We start from the raw sequence: 24,005 nt of genomic DNA, 5'->3' as shown, positions 1-24,005 counted from the left end.
GGAGAGAATATGTCACATAAAAATGCTGACAGGATCAGCGAATACGAATTCTCCATCGGCGTTAGGCTGACACACTGGATTAGATTTGCAGCGATCACACTTTTAGTTGTGAGCGGCTACTATATCTCATACGTTTTTGTGAGTCCAGAGATCACGAGCGAGCCTACAAATTTTATGCAAGCAAAGTGGCGTATGGCTCACCAGATCGCTGGTTTTGTGCTAATAGCGGCGTTTATCTTTAAATTTTATCTATTTGTCTTTGATAAACACAGCAAAAAAGAGTGGATGAGCGTGGTTGATTTTTTAAATCCAAAAATTTGGATCGCACAGATTAAGTATTATCTTTTTATGGGGCCACACCCGCATTTAAGGGGCGTTTATAACCCGTTGCAGTTTGCCTCATACTTTTTCTTTTACGTCATCTTGGCGCTCATCTGCCTAACTGGCCTAGTGCTCTACGCTCACGTTTATCACAATGGACTTGGCGGAGCGCTTTATGAGCCAGCTAGGTTTTTTGAAGAGCTTATGGGCGGATTAGCAAATGTCAGAACGATACATAGAATTTGTATGTGGATCATCATGATATTTGTGCCGATTCATGTTTATATGGCGGTATTTAACGCTGTTAAAGGCAAAAATGGAGCGATGGACGCCATCGTTAGTGGTTATAAATTTGTAAAAGAACACTGATGAGAGTGCTGGTTCTTGGTATCGGCAACGTGATGTTTGCCGATGAGGGCATAGGTGTTCATTTTGTAAATTTGATGGCCAAAAACTATAAATTTACAAGTTCTAAAAATGAGCTTACTCTAATGGACGGGGGCACTTTAGCCCTCGCTCTAACTCACATAATAAGCGAATTTGACTATCTTATCGTCGTTGATTGCATTAGCGCAAATGGCGCAAGCGTGGGCGATGTTTATTTTTTTGACTTTCTAAATGTACCAAATTTTATCAGCTGGGACGGCTCGGCTCACGAGATAGAGATGCTCCAGACCCTTCATCTAATGGAGCTTGCAGGCGATAGGCCTACGACTAAAATTTTAGGTATCGTGCCTAGCCGTATAGAATCATCAAATTTTAGCCTCTCAGATGAGGTTATAAACGCTTCTAATATTTTAGAAAAAACGTTGCTTGATCACTTAAAAGAGCTTGATTTTAAGTGTGAAAAAGTAGCAAATTTTACCCTAAACGATATCGTTGATGAATACGCCAAAAAAGGTTTAAAATGATACTTGCTTTTAAATTTACTTGCCACAAAGACGCTTCGTTTCTAGCGCCATTTTTACGCTTGCTTGCTGGTGATCTATCTCATAGTCTAAAGTGCAAAGATGATGAAATTTGTCTAAAGGTAAGTGGTAATGCCAGTGAGCTTGAGAGCGTGGCAAATAAAGCAAGTACGCTCTTGCCATTTAGTCTTTTTATAAAGCACAGTGAGGTCTTGGCTGCAAGTGAGCTTGATGAAGATAGCAAGATAAATGAGATAAAATTTGGTGGCCTAACTCCGACTCAAGCGAGCACATTTTTGGCTAGTGGAGAAGCTATCTTAAATGAAAGTGGCGTGCTATGTGAGAGTAAATTTGAGGGCGAGATAACGCTTGGTAATTTTAATGAAAAGCTAAAAGCTTGCCTAAATTTGCTAAAAAATGGCAAGAGAGTTTGCGTAGAGCAAGATGAAAATTTATATGAAATTTCTCTTGGCGTAAATTTTGATACAAATTTTTTGATGCCTGTAAATTTAAAGCAACTACCAAAAATTTTTATCGCCGATGATAGAGTTTTGACATTTCTAGCTAGCTTTGAAAAGCCACTTTTAGCACTAAAGACGACAGCCATTTATAGACAAAATCACGAGAATGCGTCGCTATTTTTTGACGTGATGGCACCAAATGACCTTTTTCTTTACGCCGTTTGCGAACAGCTAAATAAAGAGGGCTTTAGCTTTTTAAGCGTTAAAGTAAAGGATCAAAAAAATGCTCTTTCAAGGCTTACTTTGCTTGAAAGTAGCGCAGTTTTAAGCCCATTTTTCTATGCAAAAAACGAGGAATTTGAGCTTAGCTATTTGGGCGAAGTGGCTTTGGGATTAAAATTTAGCAAATTTAGTGATGACGAAATTTGCCTGCTTTCAAAATCAAGCAAAACGCAGCTTCTATTTTTGCCAAAATTTAGTAGCTTTGAAGAAATTTATGAGCTCATAAGAGCCGAGAAGGGCGGCGAAAGGCTACTTGAAAACTTCAGTAAAGAGCATACTTTACCAAGTGGAAATTTTAGCTCAAATGCTAGCTTTTTCTCGCTATTTTGTATAGCTGGGCGTATACTTGGCACAAGCAATGACTTTAAAAAAGCAGGGGAGAATTTGCTTCTTATGGCAAGCGATTTTAGCGGTCAAAAGGGCGTTAGGATCGATTATAAGATGAAAGATGACTTTGGTTTAGACGGGGTTAAGTTTGTAAAAAGTATCATTTCGTTTGTCCTTGCTGGCGCTGGAGAGAAGAATATCAGCTTTGGTTGCACCGAGTCTTTGGCGCACTTTTTGAGCGATTTTAGCTATGAAAAACGAGATAAATTTAATATCAAAAATATTATTTTAAGCGGAGATTTATTTTATAATAAGGTAGTTAGCAACTTGATAAAAAAGCACCTAAACCCAAATATAAAAACAAATTTTGACCCCGGATTTGGCGTTGAGATCAAGCTTTAGATATGAGATCAAAGGCTTAGTTCAAGGTGTGGGCTTTAGACCTTTTGTCTATACTTTAGCGCATAATTTTAAGCTAGTTGGTGAAATTTACAACGACGATGAGGGTGTGAAGCTAAATTTTAGTGGCGAAGAGGCTAGTTTTTTGGCTTTTGAAAAAGAGCTTTATGAGAAGCTGCCAGCACTTGCTAGGATCGATGAGCTAAAGAAATTTAAGATAGATAAAATTTATGAAAAGCTTGAGATCATCGCTTCAAAGTCGGCTACCAAACAAGCGCCTATTTTGCCTGATTATGCACTTTGCGATGACTGCTTGCGCGAGTTTTATGACCCCACAAATCCACGCTACAAATACCCATTTATAAACTGCACCAACTGCGGACCGAGATTTTCCATCATCAAAGCATTGCCCTACGACAGGATAAATACGACGATGAATGAGTTTAAGATGTGCAAATTTTGCGAGAGCGAATACAAAGACCCGCTTAATCGCCGCTATCACGCAGAGCCGATCTCTTGCCCAAACTGCGGACCAAAACTCTATCTAAAAGATAAATTTGGCAAAGTCTTGGCTAGTAAAAACGAAGCAGCCAAAGAGGCAGCTAAGCTCATAAATGAAGGCAAAATTTTAGCCATTAAAGGGCTTGGTGGCTTTCATCTAGTCTGCGACGCAACAAATGAAGCCGCAGTTTGCGAGCTAAGAGCTAGAAAGCATCGCCCAAGCAAGCCTTTTGCTCTGATGAGTAAAAATTTACAAAACGCTAGAAAAATAGCGCAAATTTCAGAGGCAGAGGCAAAGCTACTTAACTCAAATTTAAAGCCAATCGTCTTACTTGAGGCAAAAAACGGCTCAAATATCGCAAAAAGTGTCGCTCCAAATTTAAACAAGCTTGGTGTCATGCTTGCATTTAGTGGCATACATCTTTTGCTTTTTGACTATCTTTTGCACGACATCATCGCAACTAGCGCGAATATCTCAGGCGAAGTTGTGATAAAAGATGAGAGCGAGCTAAGAGAAAAGCTAGGTGATGTCATAGATTTTTACCTTGATCACGACCGAGAAATTTACTCACCAAGTGACGATAGTATCGCATTTTGTGTTGGTGATGAAGTGATTTTCACAAGAACGAGCCGTGGCTTAAATCCAAATTTCATCCATACAAATTTCAAGCAAAAAGGGACATTTTTAGCCCTTGGTGCGGAGCTAAAAAGCTCATTTTGTATCTATAAAGACGGGCTTTTGATGATTAGCCCGTATATCGGCGACCTAAAAAACGTGGCGACTTTTGATAGATTTAAAGATATTTTTACCCTTTTTGAAACGACTTATAACCTAAAAATCGAGAAGGTCATAGCCGATCTGCATCCAAATTTTTTAAATACAAAATGGGCAAAGGATCAGGGCTTTGAGCTAGTTCATCTTCAGCATCACTACGCGCATTTGCTAAGCGTGATATTTGAAAACGATCTAGCAGATAAAAAGTATATTGGCTTTTGTTTTGACGGCACTGGATACGGGGAAGATGGCAAAATTTGGGGTGGCGAGGTTTTTAGGCTAGATAAAAAGAATTACGAGCGAGTTTATCATTTTGATGAATTTAGCCTATTTGGGGGCGAAAACAGCATCAAAAATATTTATCTAACCGCATATTCTATTATTTTAAAATACTCTCTTGAGGACGAAGCTGGTAAATTTTTAGTAAATTTTGATGAAAAAATGCTTGCAAATTTTAAAAAAATGGAGCAAAAAGGATTAAACTTAATAAAGACTAGCTCAGTTGGTAGGATATTTGACGCATTTGGAGCGATTATTTGTAGACTTTTTCACTCTAGTTTTGAGGGCGAAAGCGGCATGAGGCTTGAAGCACTTTATGATAAAAATTTAGATGCGTGTTACAAATTTAGCCTAAATGACGGAGTTATCGGCTTTAAAGATGCTTTTAAAAGTGCCCTAAAAGATGAACCAAGAGTGGCGGCAACGGCATTTATAAATGGCATGGCTGATATTATTTTTGAAATTTCTAAAAATGAGAAAAAAGAGATTTTGCTAAGTGGCGGAGTTTTCCAAAATAAGACTTTGCTTGAGCTTATTTACAAAAAATTTACTGAAATAAATTTGAAATTTTATATCAATAAAAAATTCTGTAGCAACGATTCTAACGTAAATTTAGGGCAAATTTATTATTATTTATCCACATTTTCTAATAAGTGATGTATAATAATTATAAACGGTAATCAAACGAGAAAGGAGCAGAAAATGGATAGTGTTATACGTTTTAGTGTTTCTTTACCTAGTCAGTTACTAGACGAACTAGATAAAAAGGTTAGCGAACAAGGCTATGCTTCTAGGAGCGAATTTACGAGGGATTTGATACGTGAAAAGATCGTAAGTGATAGCTGGAAGGACGCTAGTGAGGAGTTGATCGGGGTTTTGACGCTCATTTATATGCATCATCACAACGATTTGGTGAATAAAAAGATGGATATAGAGCATAGCTCTGATGTGAAAATCATCTGCACAAACCATGTTCATGTCGATCACCATAACTGCTTAGAAACGATTTCAATAAGAGGCGAGGCTGGCAAAATTGAACGCTTTGCTGAAAGGATCGCCGGCTTAAAGGGCGTAAAATTTTCTAAACTCACAAGGGCAGCTATTCCTAGGTTTTAGTTTTTTAAGGGTCTTTATGGGTTTTAGGAATTTTTGGGATTTTTTTATAGGTGAAGCTAGCGGTGGTATCTTTCTTATCGCCGTTGCTTTAGTGGCATTTATCTTTGAAAATATTTTTTTAAGCAGTTTTTATAACTCATTTTTACAAATCGATACAAGGCTAAATTTTGGTAAATCGCCGATACAAAAGCCCCTTATCCTTTTGGTAAATGATAGTTTGATGGCCGTTTTTTTCTTTTTACTTGGGTTTAGGCTTAAGCGAGAAATTTTAGAAGCAAAGCTTAGGAGTCTAGCCCAAGCTACCTTGCTAAAAATTTTTATTATCGGTAGCATTTTAGCTTCTGTATTTTTTTTATATTTTAAATCACAATTATATTTTTTGTTGAAAGACTAAGGCAGTGTCAATGGACATAAATACGGTATTTAAGGTACTGGCTAGAAATTTGGTGTTTTGTATATCTTATAAAAGAAAGTGTGAATAATGAACTTTTTAAATAGAATTTTTCTAACAAAAGAGCTGGATCGGTGGCAAAGTGACGGCATAGTTGATAAAGAGACCGCTATAAAAATAGCAAATTTATACGATATCAACCCTGATGCCCATAGTGACAAGATAAGCTTTGTCTTAAAACTCGTAGCATATCTCTTTTTTGCGCTAGCCTTTTTTACGCTCGTTGGTGCAAATTGGGAAGAGATACCAAGACTAGGACGTTTGGCGCTTGTGTTGTTTGTACTTGGGCTTGTAAATTTTGGTGGAATTTACTATCTCGCAAAGGAAAAGGAAAATCTATCAACTGCGATGTTTTTTCTTGGAAATTTTTGCTTTGGTGCGGCGATTGCTCTTATTGCTCAAATTTATAACATTAGTGATGAGCCAAGCGGTGGTATTTTACTTTGGAGTATCGGGGCGTTTGCGGTTTCTTTTGCCAGTAAAAAAGGTGTATTGGTAGCCCAAAGTCTTATCTTTGCGACAGTTTGGTTTTTTATGATAGCTTATCAGGGCGACTTTGGCTTTGGCTTTATCATTTTTATAGCACTTGGCGCATATACGCTTTACAAAGACGACTCAAAATGGCTTGCTTTTGTACTTTTTATAGATATTTTTATATACATCATTTCATTTTGCAGCTACATTAGTGGTTTTAGGGCGATATTTGATTATGGCTTTTTGTTTGGACTTCCGATGGTTGCGATCGTATCGCTATCTTATGCACTTTTACTTATTAGCATTTCGCCGCTACTAGATAAATTTAGAGTAGGACTTGGCGCATTTACGAAAGAATTTGGTAAAAATTTTGGCGTTTTTGTGTTGTTATTTTGTCTATTTTTATTTGAAGAAAGAAATTTATTTGAGTTTTACGATGAAAAGCTTTGGTTTGTGAAGTCATTTTTTAAAAGTAACTTTGGCTTTGTCTTTATCCTATTTAGTGTTGCTTATTTTACACTATTTTTTAAAGAAAAAAATAAGAGTGGCTTGCTACTTGGGGCGCTGCTCGTGTCGTTGCCATTTGTCTTTAGCTACGGGCCTGGCTACGCAAATATATTTTTTTCGCTCGCAAATATCATAACAGCTACGGTCCTCATCAAAAAGGGTGAGTTAAAACTTGGTCTTTGTATGATATTTTTGGTTGCAGCCGTGAGGTATTTCCAACTAATAGGTGATTATATTGGTGCTACGGCGCTATTTATGGTGTTTGCTTTCATAGTGCTAGTTGTCGCTAGAAAAGGACGTAAAAAATGAAGATAAAAGTCTTAATAGTAGCTGTAATTTTTCAAATTTTGCTTATTGGCATTATGCTTGGCTACGCGCTTATGCCGCTTTATTTTGGACAAGAGGTAAGAGTAAGGGTCAATCTTTATGATCCAAGAGATCTTTTTCGTGGAAATTATGTTGATTTAAACTATGAATTTTCAAATTTTCACTCAAGAAATTTTGACGAAAATGATAAAGATGACCGCTATATCGACCAATACAATGAGAGAGTAAGAGATGGGGCTAGAGTTTATGCTGTTTTAAAACCAGATGTTAATGGCACTTACAGCTTTGCAAAATTTAGTGCAAGCAAGCCAGAAAATGGAGTGTTTTTAGCTGGTAGATATGATGGCTACTCGCTCGTAAAATACGGCATAGAGCACTTTTATATGTCACCTGATAGTGCGGCTAATACTGAAGATGAAATGAGAGAAGAAGACGTTGATGCGTATGCGGTTTTGATGGTGATGGATAATGGCAAGGCTAGATTAAAGGATCTAATAATTCAAAAGAGTGCCGGAAAGAATAGTAAAAAATTATTTGGTGATGAAAATTTTGATAAGCTGGATGATATTAGACAAAAAGAGTAAAGTAAATTTAGTCAAAATTCTTGTGCAAATTTAATTTATAATTTTAAATTTAAATAAAAATTTAAATAAATCAATTAAGTTTGAGCTAGTTGCAAAAACTCCTAAATTTTAATTTTATGTTTAAATTTAAGAGTTAAAATCGCCATAAATTAATAAAAAAGGATGAAAAAATGTGTAAAGATTGCGGTTGTTCAATGGGTAATCACGCCCACATTCACACTCACGCTGATGGTACCACTCACTCGCACCCACACACTCATGATGGGCATATAGATCACGCTCATGACGCGCACGAACATAGCCACGAGGCTCACGCACACCCTGTGCTAAACGAGAGCAAAACCATAGACGTGATAGAGAAAATTCTCTCTGAAAATGATAAAGAAGCTGCCCACAACAGAGCGCATCTTGATGAGAAAAAGATACTTTGTGTAAATTTGATGAGTAGCCCAGGCGCTGGCAAGACTACGCTTTTAGAGGCTACGATAAAGGCTGGTAAATTTAAAATAGGCGTTGTCGAGGGCGATTTAGAAACAAATCAAGATGCTGACCGCATAGTAAAAGCTGGCGCAAAAGCTCATCAGATAAGCACAGGTCAGACCTGCCACTTGGACGCTTTTATGGTGCATGATGGGCTTCATCATCTGCCACTAAATGAGCTTGATCTAGTCTTTATAGAAAATGTTGGAAATTTAGTCTGCCCTGCAAGCTACGACGTTGGCTCGCATTTTAACGCTGTGCTTCTTTCAGTGCCAGAGGGCGATGATAAGGTGAGTAAATATCCAGTGATGTTTAGAGCTGCTGACGTGCTTCTCATCACAAAAGCTTCGCTTGCGCAGCACTTTGACTTTGACATCGAGCGAGTGAAAAACGACGCTAGAAAGCTAAATCCAAAGGTTGATATTTTTGTGGTAGATAGCAAAACTGGTGAGGGCATCGATAAGTGGATAAGCTATTTGGAATTTAAAAAAGAGCTAAGATAATGTGCCTCTCAATCCCTTCAAAAGTAATAGAAATAGATGAAAATAACGTTGCCACCGTTGAGACCTTGGGTGTTACTAGAAAGGTGAGCCTTGATCTCATCTCTGAAGAGGTAAAAGTTGGCGAATATGTGCTAATCCACGTAGGATACGCTATGCAAAAGATCGATACGCAGTTTGCGCTTGAGAGTTTAGAGGTCTATCAAAAGATCGCTGATGATATGAACGCGGGGAAAATTTGATGGATCTTATCAATGACTTTCGCGATAAAAATTTAATCCTAGCCCTTTCAAAACTCATCCAAAAAGAGAGCACAAAGCCCCTAAATATCATGGAAATTTGCGGCGGTCATACGCATAGCATTATGAAATTTGCACTGCCAAGTTTGGTGGGAGAGCATATAAATTTCGTCCACGGCCCAGGCTGTCCGGTCTGCGTGATGCCAAAGAGTCGCATAGATGAGGCCTGTAAGCTAGCTAGCATGGATAATGTGATCTTTTGCACGCTAGCTGACATGCTAAGAGTGCCTGGCTCAAAGACAAGCTTGCAAAAGCTTCGCGGCGAAGGACACGATATAAGGGCACTTTACACGCCACTTGATGCGCTAAATATCGCTAAACAAAATCCAGACAAAAAGGTCATATTTTTTGCGATCGGCTTTGAGACGACGACTCCGATGAGTGCAAATTTAGTTGAAAAAGTGGTGCAAGAGGGCATTAAAAATTTATATTTTCACATAAATCACGTAACCGTCCCAGCTCCAGTTAGAGCTATAATGAGCGATGAAAACGTGAGGATAGACGCATTTTTGGGTCCAAGCCACGTGAGCGTGATCACTGGAAGTAAAATTTATAAAGAGCTAGCAGATGAGTTTAAAAGACCAATCGCCATTAGCGGTTTTGAGCCGCTTGACATCATGGCGAGTGTGCTAAATTTAGTTCGTCAGCAAAACGCAGGCACTTATGAAGTCTATAATGAGTACGCAAGGGCGGTCAAAGAAGAGGGCAACGTCAAGGCAAAAGAGCTCATCGCTAAGTACTTTGAGCCGTGTGACTTTGTCTGGAGAGGCCTTGGCGAGATAGCGCAAAGCGGCATGAAGCTAAAAGATGAATTTGCCTACCTTGACGCTAGAGTGCAGTTTGACTGTAGCGTAGAGAGTGCTAGCGAGAGCAAGGCTTGCATTTGTGGGCAAATTTTAAGAGGGCTAGCAAAGCCAACAGAGTGCAAAGTCTTTGGCAAGGTTTGTAATCCGCAAAATCCGATAGGATCGTGCATGGTCTCAAGCGAGGGCGCTTGTGCGGCATATTTTAAATACGCAAGAGTTGGTTAAGGAATTTAATGAAAAAGATAATGCTAAGCCACGGCGGCGGTGGCGAGGAGATGAACTCGCTTATAAACGAGACGATATTTAAAATTTTTGATAACGAAATTTTAAGGCAAAGCAACGACTCAGCGATACTAAATTTAAACGGCAAGATCGCATTTAGCTCCGATAGCTTTGTGGTAACTCCCATTTTTTTTAATGGTGGCGACATCGGCAAGATCGCAGCTTGTGGTACAATAAACGACCTTGCGATGGTTGGAGCAAGCGCAAAATACCTAAGCTGCTCGCTCATCATTGAAGAGGGGCTTAGTATAGAGGAGCTCGAGCGTGTGCTTGGCTCGCTTGCAAAAACTTGCAAAGAGAGTGATGTGAGCGTAGTTTGTGGCGATACAAAGGTCGTGCCAAAAGGCAAATGCGATAAAATTTTCATAAACACAGCAGGCATCGGCGAGATAGTTTGCGAAGGCGTGGAGCTTAAAAATTTAAAGGCAGGGGCTAAAATTCTCATCTCTGGAGATGTTGGCAGACACGGCGGCGTGGTGCTTGCAGCAAGAGAAGAATTTGAGCTCGGGCTTGATCTAAAAAGTGACTGCAAGAGCTTAAAAGAGGTTACTTTGAGGCTATTTAGCGCTGGCATAAAGCCGCAGTGCATGCGTGATGCGACTAGAGGCGGACTAAGTGCAGTGCTAAATGAATGGACTAAATTTGCTAAATTTAACATTTTGGTTTTTGAAGAAAATATCAAGGTCGCAGACGAAGTGATGGGCGTTTGTGAGCTATTTGGATTTGAGCCTTATGAGCTTGCAAATGAGGGCACTTTTGTGATGGCTGTTGATGAGAGCCAGGCCGAGGACGCACTTAAAATTTTAAGAGAATTTGATAAAAATGCGATGATAATAGGCGAGGTAATGGAGGCAAAAAACGAGCGTGTCATCATCGAAAACGCCTATAAATCAAGAAGATTTCTCGAGCCGCCAAAGGGCGAACTACTACCAAGGATCTGCTAATGCACGAGCTTAGTATCGTTCAAAATTTAGTCAGCCTTTGTGAGAAAAATGCTGCCAAAGAAAACGCCAAAGAGATAAGCAAGATCGAGATAAAGGTCGGCCGCTTAAGCGGAGTGGAGCCTCATTATTTACAGAGCACCTTTGATGTTTATAAGGCTGGCACGATCTGCGAAAATGCCGAACTTGTGATAAATTTGCAAGCCGTGGTTATCGAGTGTTTGGATTGCGGATTTGGCGGAGAGCTTAGAGAAAATGACTTTACCTGTCCAAAGTGTAAAAGTCAAAATTTAAAGGTGACTGACGGCGAGGATATGTATCTGATGCGCCTTGAGATGAAGTAAATTTTACATATTTTTATATGTAAAATTTTATGTTTTTTATCAAAATATTTTAATAGTTGTAGTATCAAAAGATAGCTATCAAGGTCTTAATCTTTAGCTTTTGATATCTTTTGATTAGTAAAATTTAAGCATTACGCACTTTACGAACTTAGGTTAGTATAGATAATCAAAAATGAGTGCCACTCTTGGCTTTAGAAGCAGCCAATAATTTTTCTATAATTTCTGTGCTTTGCAGATTTAAACTACTCAAATATCAAAAACGGAGCCTGAATCACGTTTCTTATTATCTTTAGTGGTGAGAGTAGGGCGTCTTGCAGGATCTGCGTCGAGTACTCAGGCTTATCGGTAGTGCCTCGTATGGCGATAACGGTTGAGAGTGAGCGGTCCTTGCCAAGGATTATTTGATTTACCAGTGGAATTTTATCAATGATACTGCTAGCATCTTTTAGTAGCTTTAGCTCAAGGTCGATGTTTATTTTTTTACTCTTTAGGTCGATCGTACCACGTCCGCCGATATCAGCGCTTGTGCCTATCATTTCGATCGCTAAAAATTCGATCATATCGCCCTTTCTAGTTAGTAAAATTTTACCATTTTTAACAGTAAAGCCTTTGTCGTTAAAGTCAGGCGTTTTAAAGCTAAGAAGCGATGGTACCGAGTTTAGGAAGCTAAGCAACCTTTGATAAAAGATGTAGTCCTTGAGATATGTTCCAAAAAATCTTACCTCTGCTTTAAACTCTTTAGTGTTTTCTCCAAGAAGTTTTAAGCGAAATTTACCGCCCTCAAAGCTCTTGATACCAAAAAGATCGTTGATAAACTCGCCGCTTATGTCGGTTGCGTCTAAATTTATACTCTTTTCATCATTAAAATAGCCAAGTCTACCTTGCTGAGCTAGGCCATTTAGTGAGATGCTTTTGCCCTTTTTCTCGGCACTAAAGCTAGTAAATGGTAGTGTTTTGTTTAAATCTTTTAAAATAATATCGCCGTTTCTTGCCAAGAGCTCAAGCGGTGTGCTTTGCTCACTGGTTTTGTTATCGTCAAGCACTAGCAAATTTAGATCTTTAGTTTTTACGTTTATAGCTTTTTCTTTTATATCTAGGCTTAGCTTTTTACTTGCGCTATCTACTTTCACACCAGCTTTTGAGACTAAAATTTTAAGATCATCGTTTTCATATTTTGAGCCATTTTTATCTAAAAACGGCAAATCAAAGTTTGCCTCTTTGGCAAAAATTTCAAGATCAGTAAAATCCTTACTTTTTATACTAAGCTCATCAAAACCACGCACGCCGTTTTGTTTTAAAACAGGCGAGCTCTCTATGAAAAATTTACTATTTTTTGTTGCTATTTTACTTTCACTACCAAAGCTCATATCAAGCCCAAATGGCTCTATATTAAGCAAAGTTTCACCAGCCTTGCTAAAGTCCAAAAATGCGTTAAATGGCTCATTTTTAAAGGTTAAAATTTCATCATTTTTCTCTTTTAGATCAAAGCTTTCTATCACGCCTTTTATCTCGCCAGTGCTTTTTTGTAAATCTATATTCGCTTTGGCATTTGCCTTAAAAAAGTCAAGCCCAAAGCCGGTAGTATCGATGCTTAAATTCGTCGTATTTATAAGCTTTACGAGAGCATTTTTGGTATTAAACTTACTCCCAGCAATCTCTAAAATCGCGTCACTTAGCTTAAATTCTCCATTTGCGATGACGCTTTTTTCATCAAAATTTTCTAAGCTTTTCTCGTCTAGTTTTATCAAAATTTTTAAGCTAGCGTCCATTTTTCCGCTAAGCTGCCTTACTGGCACGATGATCTTATAGGCTTTTAATATCTCATTTATAGCTTCATCATAGATCGATTTTGTCTTTATAAGTAGCTCTAAATTTGCACTTTTTTCATCAAAGATATTGTTTATCACAACGCTTGAGCCATCAAGCTTTTTACCCTTGTAAATAGGCGAAATAAGATCAAATTTAAGCTTTGAGTTTTTAAGCGTGATATTTGCCTCGCCTACATTTATAGCTGGCAGACCTTTTTCAAATTTAACGAGCAAATTTTTAGTATTTGCGGTGGCATTTAGATCATTTAGATAAAAGTTATTTTTAGCTAGATCAGCCTTGCCATTTATCTCTTTAAGCTCGTAATCATCAGCAACGATGTATCCATATATCCAGTTTTTAACTTCACTATTTAGCTCTATGCGTCTGTCAAGCTCGTCAATGAAGTTTTTGATACTTCCAGCCTCGACATCATAAGCTTTGTAAGTTAAAAATGTATCTTTTAGAGCAAAATTTAGCTTACCGTGCAGCTCATGAGAGGTAAAATTTCCCTCAAATTTATAGTCATTTTTATCAAAATCTGCACTCCCTTCGCCGCTAATGCTGACGTTAAAATCCTTAAAGCTTAAATTTCTAACGCTAAAAAGATCTATTCCGTCTTGCTGTTCGTTTTGGAATTTTATATCCACATTTAAATAAGGGCTATCAACAAAAAATATATCATCTAAAAATAGAATTTTTAGTTTAAAATCATCTCCTATTTGCACATTTTCAAGTGAAATTTCTTGAAAAATCGTATCTATAAAATCTACACTTTTACTAAGATTTAAAAGGCGCTCATCGCTGCTTTTTTGCTTGCTCTCTTTCTTAAAATTTGGAAGCCTTATCTGCTTTGCTCTTGCAATTATTTTTTTATCTAATTTTATATATAATTGCTCCAATTTTACGCCGTAAAACTCGAAATCGTTAATTTTTATGCCGTATTTTAAAAGTAAGATAAATGAAAGAATCAAGATGATAAAAAATTTTATAAAAAAGCCATATTTAGACATTTTTTTTGATATCGTAGCCATCATTTTCCTAAGTATTTTTGTCTATTTGGCACGCCCTATAAACACAAGCAAGGTCGTTTTTATACCAAAGGGAAGTGTGGGCGAGATTATATCTTATTTAGCTAATCGCAACTTTAACTTAAGCGCGATAGACAAATACGCCATACTTTTTATCGGCTCTCCACAATCTGGCTGGATAGAGATCGGCCAAGACAAAATTTCAAGGGTTGATTTTTTAAAAAAACTTGCGAAATCAAAAGCGGCTTTAACCGAGATAACGCTAATACCAGGCGAAACGACTATCGTTTTTTTAAACCAGATCGCCGCCCAGCTAGGACTTGACCCAGTTAAGCTAAATAGCGAATATAACGCCCTTGCTCCAGTGAGTGATGGCTTTTTGATGCCAAATACATATAAAATCCCAATAGGCATCAGCGAAAGGCACCTTGCTTTTTATCTTGTAAATTCATCCAAAAAGGCTCAAAGCGAAATCAGCAATAAAATTTTTGGCGAATACAACGAGAAAAAATGGTTTAAAATTTTAACGATCGCTTCGATCATCCAAAAAGAAGCTGCAAACGACGCTGAGATGCCACTTGTCGCCTCAGTCATTTATAACCGCCTAAATAAAGGCATGAGGCTGCAGATGGACGGCACACTAAACTACGGAATTTATTCACACGATGTGATCACGGCCGAGCGCATAAGAAGCGATATGAGCGAGTTTAATACCTATCTAAACGACGGCATTCCGCCAAGTCCGGTCTGCTCGGTCTCAATAAGTGCGATCAAAGCGGCGATAAACCCTGCAAAGAGCGATTATCTATACTTCGTGCTTGATAAAAAGGCGAAAAAACACATTTTTTCAAAAACCTTAAGCGAGCACAACCAAAATATAGGAAAATAGAGCTAGAATTTGCAGCAAATGCCTAAAATACAACGAGATTTAATAAAGAAAGTGATAAATTTTTAAAAAATAAAAGGGCTAAAATGAGTGACATTATCTGGACCAAAACTGACGAAGCACCGCTATTTGCAAGCTACTCTCTCTTTCCTATCGTAAAGAGCTTTTTATCACGCGCTGATATTGGCATAACTAGGGCCGATATTAGCCTGGCTGGGAGAATTTTATCTCTTTTTAGCAAAGAGCTTGGGCTAAACAAGGCCGATGAGCTAGAACTTTTAGGCGAGCTAACAGTCCATAAAGAGGCAAATATCATAAAACTGCCAAACATCTCAGCCACGCTTGTTCAGCTAAAAGCAGCGATAGAGGAGCTTAGAAGCAAGGGCATAAACGTGCCATTTTATCCAGATGAGATCATCACAGACTACGACGACGAGGTCGCTAAAAAATACCAAAAAGTACTTGGCAGTGCGGTAAATCCAGTGCTTAGACAAGGAAACTCAGATAGAAGAGTCCTGCCGCCAGTTAAAGAATTTGCCAAAAAACACCCACATAGTAATGGCAACTGGGACAAGGCAAATAAAACTAAAATTTGCTACATGCAAAAGGGCGATTTTTATGAGAATGAGCGCTCAATCATTGCAGAAAAAGATGAGAAATTTTATATAAATTTTGTGAGCACGGATGGCAAAAAAGAGCTTTTAAAAGAGCTTGCCATCCAAAGCGGCGAAATAGTTGATGCCACATATTTAAGCGTAGATGAGCTAGATAAATTTTATGAAAGCTGTTTTGAAGAGGCAAAAAAAGAGAATTTAACCTTAAGCCTGCACCTAAAATGCACGATGATGAAGGTTAGTGACCCAGTCATCTTTGCTCACGCGATAAAAAGCTATTTTAAAGAGGTTTTTGAGCTATTTGGTGAGGAGTTTAAAGCTCACGGTGTGGAGGCTAAAAACGGCTTAAAAGACATGTTTTCTAAAATTTCAACTCTTAAAAATAAAGATGAAATTTTGGCTAAATTTGATGAAATTTTTAGCAAAAAGGCAAAAATTTGGGCACTAAATGAAAATGCTAGCAACTTTGACGTACCAAATGACGTCATCATCGACGCCTCCGTGCCAGCACTCATTAGAAACTCTGGCAAGGTAAAAGATAGAAGTGGCGAGCTAAATTTCTCGCTTTGCATGATCCCAGATAGGACCTACGCTAGAGTTTATGAGGCCTGCGTAGCGGACTTTAAGGAGCATGGTGCGCTTGATGTAAGTAGCATTGGTAGCGTAGCAAATGTGGGGCTAATGGCTAAAAAGGCCGAGGAGTACGGCAGTCACGATAAGACTTTTATCGCAAAAGAAGACGGAGAATTTGTAGTTTTTGATGAGGCTGGCGAGAACGTTTTTAAATTTAGCGTCAAAAAGGGCGACATTTTTAGGATGACTCAGACTAAAGAAGATGCGATAAATGCGTGGTTTGAGCTTGCTTTAAAAAGAGGTGAAATCTCAAAAGATGAGCTTATTTTTTGGCTAGATAGTAGCCGTGCTCATGATAGAAATTTGATAGCTAAATTTGAAAAATTCAAAGAGAAATTTACTAGCGCTGGCGTAAAATTTGAAATTTTAAACTACGAGCAAGCGACTGCAAAAACGCTTAGCTTGATAAGAGCTGGCAAAGATGTCATAGGCGTCACTGGTAACGTTTTAAGAGATTATCTAACCGATCTTTTTCCGATCTTTGAGCTAGGTGGCAGCTCAAAAATGCTTTCAGTTGTGCCGCTACTTGCTGGTGGAGCGATGTTTGAAACGGGTGCTGGCGGAACGGCTCCAACGCTTGTAAAAGAGCTAAAAGAGAAAAATCATTTACTTTGGGATAGTCTCGGCGAGTTTTTAGCGCTTAGTGCTTCGCTTGAACATCTAGCGTTTGCTAAGCAAAAAAAAGAGGCAAAAGAGCTAAGTGATGCGCTAAATAGAGCGGTTGCTAGCTATTTGGACGAAAACAAAACGCCAAATGCTACTCTTGATACTAGGGAGTCACACTTCTATCTAGCGCTATTTTGGGCAAGAGAGATGGCAAAAAGTGGCGGAATTTTAAGTAAAATTTTTGAAAATTTAGCAGACGAGCTAGAGAAAAATGAGAATGAGATTCTAAAAGAGTTAAGACAAAATGATGGTGCAAGCGTGGAATTTGGCGGATATTATTTGCCAGATGAAGTGAGGGCAAATGAGGTCATGAGACCAAGTAAAATTTTAAATCAAATAATAGGATGAGAAAATGAAAATAAGTATAGTTGGATCAGGAAACGTCGGTGCAAGCATAGCTTATGCGCTTTGTATGAGGGAAGTTTGCGATGAGATCGCGCTTGTGGATATATTTGGTGACGTGGCACGTGCAAAGGCTATCGATCTAGCACAGTCAAGTTGCGTTTTTAATGCTAAAACTATCGTTTGTGGTGGCGATGATTTTATGCTAATAGAGGGCAGTGATATCGTAGTGGTAACTGCTGGAAGCCCAAGAAAAGAGGGTCAAACAAGAGAGGACTTGCTTCTTAAAAATGCCGTCGTTGTAAAACAAACAGCTCAAAATATCGCAAAATTTGCACCAAATGCGGTGATAATCGTCGTGACAAATCCGCTTGATGTGATGGTCTGGACGGCTCATAAATTTAGTGGTTTTAGCAAAAATAAAGTGATCGGCATGGCTGGTGAGCTTGATGGGGCAAGATGCAGATATGAGCTAGCACTTCTAAAAGATAAAGATGCAAAAGAGCTAAGGACAAAGATAATTGGAGCTCATAACGACGAGATGATCGTATCTGCTAGTAATATCAGCGAAAATTTAAACGAAAATGAGCTTACAACTCTTAAAAAAGAGACAAGCACAGGTGGCGCAAAGATCGTTAAACTCCTTGGCACTTCAGCTTACTATGCACCAGCAGCTGCAGTTGTGAAGATGTGTGAAGCGATAATAGGCAAGAGTGATGAAATTTTAAGCGCTAGCGTGCTTCTTGATGATGAGCTAAGTTGCGGCAGGCTAGTAAGGCTTGGACGCGAGGGCTTAAAAGAAATTTTAGAGCTAAATATAAATGAAAGTGAGCAAGAGCAGCTAAGTAAAAGCGAAGCTGATATTAGAAAAAACATTAAATTTTTAAAAGAAAATTTAGATTAGGAATATAGATGATAGTAAAAGAAAATGTACCTGTTTGGGTCGATGAGAGCAGGTGTAAGGCCTGTGATGTCTGCGTGAGCTACTGCCCAGCTGGTGTGCTAGCGATGAGGCTTGAGCCAAAAGCGGTGCTTGGTAAGATGATAGAGGTCGTCTATGCTGACTCATGTATAGGCTGTCGCGACTGCGAGCTTCACTGCCCTGATTTTGCCATTTATGTGGCTGAAAAAGGCTTTAAATTTGCAAAGCTAACCGCTGAGAGCAAAGAGCGAGCTGCGGCCGTAAAGGCAAATAAATTTGCAAAGCTTGGAGAGAGCGCATGAGAGAGCTAGTATCAACTGGAAATGCCCTAGTAGCAAGGGCTGCGGTCGAGTGCGGCTGTAACTTCTTTGGCGGATATCCGATCACTCCAAGTAGTGAGATTGCCCACGAGCTAAGCGTGCTTTTGCCAAAACATGGCGGTACATTTATACAAATGGAAGATGAGATAGCTGGGATTTCAGTAGCTCTTGGCGCAAGTGCGAGCGGTGCTAAGGCAATGACTGCTAGCTCAGGTCCAGGAATTTCACTAAAGGCTGAGCAAATAGGCCTTGGCTTTATCGCTGAGATACCACTTGTCATCGTAAATGTCATGCGTGGTGGCCCTTCAACTGGCTTGCCAACCCGCGTCGCACAAGGCGATATCTTGCAGGCTAAAAACCCAACTCATGGCGATGTAAATATGATAGTTTTGGCCCCTAGCAGCCTAGAGGAGTGCTATACGCAGACGGTTCGCGCATTTAATCTCGCAGCTAGGTTTATGACGCCAGTTATGCTGCTACTTGATGAGACGATAGGTCACATGCAAGCAAGGGTTAGTTTGCCAGAGATCAGCGAGCTAGAAATTTATAAAAGAAGAGAATTTAGTGGCGAGCCAAAAGAGTATAAGCCTTACGAGGCAGCAGCTGATGAGCCAGCCACGCTAAATCCTTTCTTTAAAGGCTATCACTACCACATAACTGGGCTTCATCACGGCGCTACTGGCTTTCCAACAGAAGATGGCAAAATAGTTGAATACTCTATGAATAGGCTGTTTAACAAGATAAATTTACACACTGACGAGTGCGAGAAATTTGAAGAGTTTATGCTCGAAGACGCTGAAATTTGTATCATCGCCTTTGGTAGTGTGGCGCTTTCGGCTAAGCAAGCGATACTAAATTTACGTGAAAAAGGGCTAAAAGTAGGGCTATTTAAGCCACTCACACTTTTTCCAGCTCCAGCCAAAAAACTAAAGGAGATATCAAATAAATTTAATAAAATTTTAGTCTGCGAGCTAAATTTAGGCCAGTATAGTGGCGAAATTTCAAAGATCATCTTAAGAGGTGACTTTGCAAAACTACTAAAAGCAAACGGCAGACCGATAAGTCCAAGCGAGATCGAGGCGAAGATAGGAGAAATTTATGGCTTTTGATTACGATAAATATTTACGAACAGATAAAATGCCTACTCTTTGGTGCTGGGGCTGTGGCGATGGTGTCATACTAAAGGCGCTCATCCGTGCTATCGACACCATCGGCTGGGACATGAACGACGTTTGCGTGGTCTCAGGCATAGGCTGCTCTGGCCGCTTTAGCGGATATCTTGACTGCAACACCATCCACACAACTCACGGCAGAGCCGTAGCTTACGCGACTGGCGTAAAGATGGCAAACCCAGACAAACACGTCATCGTAGTAACTGGCGACGGCGACGGACTAGCGATCGGAGGCAACCACACGATACACGGATGCCGCCGAAATATCGGACTAAATCACATCTTAATCAACAACTTCATCTACGCGCTAACCAACTCGCAAACCAGCCCAACCACGCCAAAAGGCATGTGGACGGTCACAGCGCAATACGGCAACATCGATCCTAGCTTTGATGCCTGTATGCTCGCAACTGCCGCAGGAGCTAGCTTTGTCGCACGTGGTAGCGTCATCGAGCCAGAGAAGCTTACAAAGCTCTTTGCAGAGGGCTTTAGCCACGATGGATACAGCTTTTTTGATGTATTTTCAAACTGCCATATAAATTTAGGCCGCAAGAACAAAATGGGCGAGGCGGTGAAAAATTTAGAGTGGATAAAGGGCCGCACAACGAGCAAGGTCAAATTTGACATGCTAAGTGACGAGGAGAAAGAGGGCATTTTCCCACTTGGCGTGCTTCATAAAGATGAAGAAAAGATCGAATACACCAAGGCTTACGACATGGTAAGAAAGGCTGCTATGAGCGGTGAGGCGATAGATTTTAAGGAGCTAGCATGAAGTCACAGCTAAGATTTGTCGGCGTTGGCGGACAGGGCGTCATACTAGCAGGCGAGATCCTCTCAGCTGCCAAAATAAAGGCAGGCGGATACGGCGTCAAGGCCTCTACCTACACATCTCAGGTGCGTGGCGGCCCAACAAAGGTCGATATCATACTTGATGAGAAGGAAATTTTATACCCTTATGCAAACGAGGGCGAGATAGAATTTATGCTAGCAACTGCGCAGATAAGCTACAACGCCTTTAAAAGCGGCGTGAAAGAGGGCGGTGCAATCGTGGTTGAGCCAAATTTAGTAAAGGTGAGCGATGAAGACAAAAAGCGCTGGAAAATTTATGAAATTCCTATCATCTCTATCGCAAAAGACGAGGTCGGAAACGTCATCACTCAAAGCGTCGTGGCTCTTGGTGTGGCTGTGGCGATGAGTAGGTGCATGGATGAAAATTTAGTGCGTGAAGAGATGCTAGCGAGCGTGCCAGCTAAAGTTAAAGAGGCAAACGCCAAAGCTTACGAGCTAGGCCTAAAATACGCAAAAGAGCTTTTAAAATAAATTTTGGCTAATTTTTAGCCAAAATTCTACTATAAACAGAAAAATCAATTATTACTTTTCTTAAAATTTTAAGCATCACTTGTCGATATAAAAGATTATATTTATAGTATTTATTTATCTTATCAAAGCTATGAAATTTTTAAAAATCGTTCTCACAATGCCTTATTTTAGCTTTCTTAAATAAAATGTATTTTCAAATATTTAATAAATTAATAAATTATATTTAAGATTTGTTTTAGTAACATTTCAGATGTAAAATTTTTGTAAAAGGAGTAAAAGTTGAGTTACAAAATCTCAGTTGCAACATGTGCTACGCTATTAATGTGCAGTGGTTTTTTAAGTCAAGTTTTTGCTGTGCAAACCACAAAGCTTGAGGGTATTGAAGTAAATTCAATTGGTGACAACATCAGCTAGAACGGTATTGATGAGGGAATTTTAAACAAAAGAGTAGCCGCTGGTCCTTTGGCTGATAAAAAAGTTATAGATATGCCTTATCAAGTAAATACGATCTCAAAAGAGGTTCTTGATAACCAAGGTGTTCAAGGTTTTGAAGAAGCAGTTAGATACTTCCCTTCAGCACAAATTCAATATCGTGGTGGAGCTGAGATCGGTCGTCCACAAACTCGTGGTTTTCAAGGTAGTGTAATCGGTAATGTCTTTTGGGATGGCTTTTATGCTGCATCAACAACGGCTATACCTATGGCGATGTTTGAGAGTTTGCAAATCCAAAACGGACTTGCTGGCTCACTTTATAGTGCTGGTGCGCCTACAGGGTATTTTAGTTACTCTCGTAAGCGCCCAGTTCCACTTCAAAATATCATCTGGACTGATTACAGCTCAAGGTCAAATTTAGGCGTAGGTCTTGATACTTCAAATCAATTTGAAAAAGCTGGATGTAGAGGCGTCTTTTACTACTCAGGCGGTGAAAAGAATGCCAAAGATGGTAAATTTTCTCGTCGTCTAGCCTCACTTGGACTTGATTTTACCTTACAGAGAATTTAACACTTGAGACAAACTTTAGCCATTACGAGTATGAAAATTCTGGAATGCCAGGTGGGGATTTAGTATGCCACTAAAAAACGGAGTTGCAAAATTTGATGTGCCAAGCCCTGTAAAAGATACTAAAAGAGGGCTTGAGCAATAATCACCTAAAAACAACAACGGCTAGCGTAAAACTAAAATATGCTCCAACAGACAACTGGTACTTTGAGGGTGGCTATCAGTGGCAAAAAGCTATCCGTGATATGTATGGCACAAGTGGTACATTTTCTAATCAAAATGGAGATTATAGAGTTGTTAAAAGCGGTGGCAGTGGTGCATCTGGTAGATTTGATGTAGATAGTTGGTTCTTAAAAGGTTTGACAAATTTTCAAACAGGTTCTTTATCACACAATTTTGCCGTAGCTACAAATGGATTTCGCTGGACTATTTATAGTGCTAGAAATAGTGGCGGTAGAGCAAATCTTGGCACGTCAAATTTGTATAACCTAAGAATCTTTAACGATCCACATGTGGCAAAAGGAAGTGGTAGATATAAAAGTAGTAGTAGTGATATGAAAAATATTTCTGTTGTTGATGACATTAAATTTAATGACTACTTTAGCACGATCTTATCAGTTTCAAGAAGCTGGTTTACAAGCTATAAGCTAGATCCATCTAAAGAGAAAAACTATGATAAAAGTGGCTTTAACTACGGTGTAAGCCTTGTCTATAAGCCAGTTGAAAATGTAAGTCTTTATACTACTTATGCAGATAGTATCTCAAATGAACAATCAACTTATACTTTTAGAAGAGGACCTAGAGCAGGCGAGACTTTAACGGTAGAACCTATTAGAAGCAAACAATATGAGATCGGTGCAAAAGCTAGACTAGGTGAGCTTGATCTATCAGCTGCGATATTTGAGATCAAACGCCCGGTAGCATATCTAGTCGGTAGCGGAGCAAATGCAGAGTATAAAATTCAAGGCACACAAAGAAACCGCGACTTTGAGCTAACTACTGGTGGAAAGCTTGTTGATACTTTAAGTATGTATGGTGGCTTTACACTTCTTGATGCTAAGATAAAAAATGCTAAAGATGGCGTGTCTGAAGGCAAAACGGTTATCGGTGAGCCAAAACTGCCTGCGCTCATGTCAAAAATTTTTCCAAAGATAAAGAGCAACAACAATAAAAGCGGCATGCTAAGTAGCAGCGTTGAAACAATCATCGTGTCAAAAAACACAAGTTGTTTTTGGGCCAGTTGGTATGATGTTTGATGAAAATAGCAAGGCTCAGCTAGAGAGCGCTGACATCGCGGTTGTGAAGATAGATAAATTTCAAAGCATCAAAGAGATACAGGATAGCTTTAGCAAGATCGCTGAAATTTGGGGCGAAAAGAGCGTAAAAAGGGCGCGTGAGTTTAATGACTATTTTAACGAGAACATAAAATTTGTAAGCCAAAAAACGGCAAATTTAACGCCAAAAAAGAGAGTTTTAGTGCTTAACTACAACTCAGGAAACTTTAACACCATCAGCTCAAAAGATATCGGCGCAGAGTATATTAGCGTGGCTGGTGGTATAAATTTAAGCTCAGAGCTAAGCGATGGAGATTTTAAAATTTCAAAAGCGATAAATGAAGAGCAAGTCATCATCTTTAACCCAGACATCATCATCACAAATTCACAAAAAAGTGCCGATGCTATCGCTAAAAACACATCATTTGCCAAGCTAAAAGCTGTGCAAAATGGAGAAATTTTTGTAGTGCCAAGTGGCGTTTATCTTTGGAGCGTAAGAAGTGCTGAAGGTGCGCTCTATCCGCTTTGGCTGGCTAAGACATTTTACCCAGAGCAATTTAGTGATCTAAATTTAGAGCAAAAAACAAAAGAGTTTTATGAGAGGTTTTATAACTACAAGCTAAGTGATAGCGAGCTAAAAGAAAAAGGGTGAATTT

The 24,005-nt window shown here is 39.1% G+C and carries 25 protein-coding genes; 24 read left to right on the top strand and 1 reads right to left on the bottom strand.

Features of this window, described 5'->3' with window-relative positions:
* Window positions 1–9 precede the first annotated feature (9 nt).
* The 13 genes from cybH (at window position 10) to hypA (ending at window position 11,364) form a co-directional block, all read left to right on the top strand.
* A complete protein-coding gene (cybH, locus tag CYP54_RS02135) occupies window positions 10–690 on the top strand; it encodes a Ni/Fe-hydrogenase, b-type cytochrome subunit (protein ID WP_103604023.1) in 681 nt (226 codons plus the stop codon).
* The gene (locus CYP54_RS02130) at window positions 690–1,232 is read left to right on the top strand and encodes a hydrogenase maturation protease (RefSeq protein ID WP_103559625.1); all 543 of its coding nucleotides are present in this window, start codon (window positions 690–692) and stop codon (window positions 1,230–1,232) included. The genes cybH and CYP54_RS02130 overlap by 1 nt, the downstream gene beginning before the upstream one ends.
* Window positions 1,229–2,701, top strand: a complete 1,473-nt coding sequence (locus tag CYP54_RS02125) for a hypothetical protein (protein ID WP_103604022.1) — start codon at window positions 1,229–1,231, stop codon at window positions 2,699–2,701. The genes CYP54_RS02130 and CYP54_RS02125 overlap by 4 nt, the downstream gene beginning before the upstream one ends.
* Window positions 2,685–4,910 (top strand): carbamoyltransferase HypF, encoded by a 2,226-nt coding sequence (hypF, locus tag CYP54_RS02120; protein WP_103604021.1) that lies wholly within the window; start codon window positions 2,685–2,687, stop codon window positions 4,908–4,910. The genes CYP54_RS02125 and hypF overlap by 17 nt, the downstream gene beginning before the upstream one ends.
* A 45-nt stretch (window positions 4,911–4,955) precedes the next feature.
* The gene (gene nikR / locus CYP54_RS02115) at window positions 4,956–5,369 is read left to right on the top strand and encodes a nickel-responsive transcriptional regulator NikR (RefSeq protein ID WP_021091291.1); all 414 of its coding nucleotides are present in this window, start codon (window positions 4,956–4,958) and stop codon (window positions 5,367–5,369) included.
* A gap of 16 nt (window positions 5,370–5,385) precedes the next feature.
* Entirely contained in the window at window positions 5,386–5,763 is a 378-nt protein-coding gene (locus CYP54_RS02110; protein ID WP_103604020.1) for a Na+/H+ antiporter NhaA, read from the top strand.
* Window positions 5,764–5,850: 87 nt separating this feature from the next.
* A complete protein-coding gene (locus CYP54_RS02105; protein ID WP_103604019.1) occupies window positions 5,851–7,110 on the top strand; it encodes a DUF2157 domain-containing protein in 1,260 nt (419 codons plus the stop codon).
* A complete protein-coding gene (locus tag CYP54_RS02100; protein ID WP_103604018.1) occupies window positions 7,107–7,712 on the top strand; it encodes a GDYXXLXY domain-containing protein in 606 nt (201 codons plus the stop codon). Before CYP54_RS02105 ends, CYP54_RS02100 begins: the two co-directional genes overlap by 4 nt.
* 170 nt (window positions 7,713–7,882) lie before the next feature.
* Window positions 7,883–8,695 carry a hydrogenase nickel incorporation protein HypB gene (hypB, locus tag CYP54_RS02095; RefSeq protein WP_103604017.1) on the top strand — a complete coding sequence of 271 codons (813 nt, stop codon included), beginning with the start codon at window positions 7,883–7,885 and terminating at the stop codon, window positions 8,693–8,695.
* The gene (locus tag CYP54_RS02090) at window positions 8,695–8,934 is read left to right on the top strand and encodes a HypC/HybG/HupF family hydrogenase formation chaperone (RefSeq protein ID WP_054196671.1); all 240 of its coding nucleotides are present in this window, start codon (window positions 8,695–8,697) and stop codon (window positions 8,932–8,934) included. The genes hypB and CYP54_RS02090 overlap by 1 nt, the downstream gene beginning before the upstream one ends.
* Window positions 8,934–10,022 carry a hydrogenase formation protein HypD gene (hypD, locus tag CYP54_RS02085; protein WP_103604016.1) on the top strand — a complete coding sequence of 363 codons (1,089 nt, stop codon included), beginning with the start codon at window positions 8,934–8,936 and terminating at the stop codon, window positions 10,020–10,022. Before CYP54_RS02090 ends, hypD begins: the two co-directional genes overlap by 1 nt.
* An 8-nt stretch (window positions 10,023–10,030) precedes the next feature.
* On the top strand, window positions 10,031–11,023 hold the full coding sequence (gene hypE, locus CYP54_RS02080; RefSeq protein ID WP_103604015.1) for a hydrogenase expression/formation protein HypE: 993 nt from the start codon (window positions 10,031–10,033) through the stop codon (window positions 11,021–11,023).
* On the top strand, window positions 11,023–11,364 hold the full coding sequence (gene hypA / locus CYP54_RS02075) for a hydrogenase maturation nickel metallochaperone HypA (RefSeq protein ID WP_103604014.1): 342 nt from the start codon (window positions 11,023–11,025) through the stop codon (window positions 11,362–11,364). Before hypE ends, hypA begins: the two co-directional genes overlap by 1 nt.
* Window positions 11,365–11,606: 242 nt before the next feature.
* On the opposite strand, the gene CYP54_RS02070 is transcribed toward hypA, so the two are convergent.
* Complete coding sequence (locus tag CYP54_RS02070) at window positions 11,607–14,072, bottom strand: YhdP family protein (protein WP_103604040.1); 2,466 nt, start codon at window positions 14,070–14,072, stop codon at window positions 11,607–11,609.
* 73 nt (window positions 14,073–14,145) lie between these two features.
* Between CYP54_RS02070 and mltG the strand changes: the two genes are divergently transcribed.
* The 11 genes from mltG to CYP54_RS09815 all read left to right on the top strand — a co-directional run bounded on the left by mltG (window position 14,146) and on the right by CYP54_RS09815 (window position 24,001).
* The gene (gene mltG / locus CYP54_RS02065) at window positions 14,146–15,090 is read left to right on the top strand and encodes an endolytic transglycosylase MltG (protein ID WP_103604013.1); all 945 of its coding nucleotides are present in this window, start codon (window positions 14,146–14,148) and stop codon (window positions 15,088–15,090) included.
* Between the two features lie 83 nt (window positions 15,091–15,173).
* Window positions 15,174–17,348, top strand: a complete 2,175-nt coding sequence (locus tag CYP54_RS02060) for an NADP-dependent isocitrate dehydrogenase (RefSeq protein ID WP_103604012.1) — start codon at window positions 15,174–15,176, stop codon at window positions 17,346–17,348.
* Window positions 17,349–17,352: 4 nt separating this feature from the next.
* Window positions 17,353–18,246 (top strand): lactate/malate family dehydrogenase, encoded by an 894-nt coding sequence (locus tag CYP54_RS02055; RefSeq protein ID WP_103604011.1) that lies wholly within the window; start codon window positions 17,353–17,355, stop codon window positions 18,244–18,246.
* A gap of 8 nt (window positions 18,247–18,254) precedes the next feature.
* Complete coding sequence (locus tag CYP54_RS02050; RefSeq protein ID WP_103604010.1) at window positions 18,255–18,566, top strand: 4Fe-4S dicluster domain-containing protein; 312 nt, start codon at window positions 18,255–18,257, stop codon at window positions 18,564–18,566.
* Window positions 18,563–19,693 carry a 2-oxoglutarate synthase subunit alpha gene (locus CYP54_RS02045; protein ID WP_103604009.1) on the top strand — a complete coding sequence of 377 codons (1,131 nt, stop codon included), beginning with the start codon at window positions 18,563–18,565 and terminating at the stop codon, window positions 19,691–19,693. The genes CYP54_RS02050 and CYP54_RS02045 overlap by 4 nt, the downstream gene beginning before the upstream one ends.
* Window positions 19,683–20,528, top strand: a complete 846-nt coding sequence (locus CYP54_RS02040) for a 2-oxoglutarate ferredoxin oxidoreductase subunit beta (protein ID WP_103604008.1) — start codon at window positions 19,683–19,685, stop codon at window positions 20,526–20,528. Before CYP54_RS02045 ends, CYP54_RS02040 begins: the two co-directional genes overlap by 11 nt.
* Window positions 20,525–21,076 carry a 2-oxoglutarate:acceptor oxidoreductase subunit OorC gene (locus CYP54_RS02035; protein ID WP_103604007.1) on the top strand — a complete coding sequence of 184 codons (552 nt, stop codon included), beginning with the start codon at window positions 20,525–20,527 and terminating at the stop codon, window positions 21,074–21,076. Before CYP54_RS02040 ends, CYP54_RS02035 begins: the two co-directional genes overlap by 4 nt.
* A 279-nt stretch (window positions 21,077–21,355) precedes the next feature.
* Window positions 21,356–21,490 carry a hypothetical protein gene (locus tag CYP54_RS10080; RefSeq protein WP_258033607.1) on the top strand — a complete coding sequence of 45 codons (135 nt, stop codon included), beginning with the start codon at window positions 21,356–21,358 and terminating at the stop codon, window positions 21,488–21,490.
* Between the two features lie 48 nt (window positions 21,491–21,538).
* Window positions 21,539–22,078: a Plug domain-containing protein gene (locus tag CYP54_RS10075; protein ID WP_258033606.1), complete on the top strand. Its 540-nt coding sequence runs from the start codon at window positions 21,539–21,541 to the stop codon at window positions 22,076–22,078.
* Between the two features lie 131 nt (window positions 22,079–22,209).
* Entirely contained in the window at window positions 22,210–23,331 is a 1,122-nt protein-coding gene (locus tag CYP54_RS10070) for a TonB-dependent receptor domain-containing protein (protein ID WP_258033605.1), read from the top strand.
* Window positions 23,270–24,001, top strand: coding sequence for an ABC transporter substrate-binding protein (locus CYP54_RS09815; RefSeq protein ID WP_258033604.1), 732 nt, complete (start codon window positions 23,270–23,272; stop codon window positions 23,999–24,001). The genes CYP54_RS10070 and CYP54_RS09815 overlap by 62 nt, the downstream gene beginning before the upstream one ends.
* Window positions 24,002–24,005 lie beyond the last annotated feature (4 nt).

The organism is Campylobacter concisus, assembly GCF_002914005.1.
In the GTDB taxonomy this organism is placed as follows: domain Bacteria; phylum Campylobacterota; class Campylobacteria; order Campylobacterales; family Campylobacteraceae; genus Campylobacter_A; species Campylobacter_A concisus_N.
Note: the sequence above shows the minus strand (reverse complement) of the source record. Positions and strands in the feature narration are given on the sequence as shown.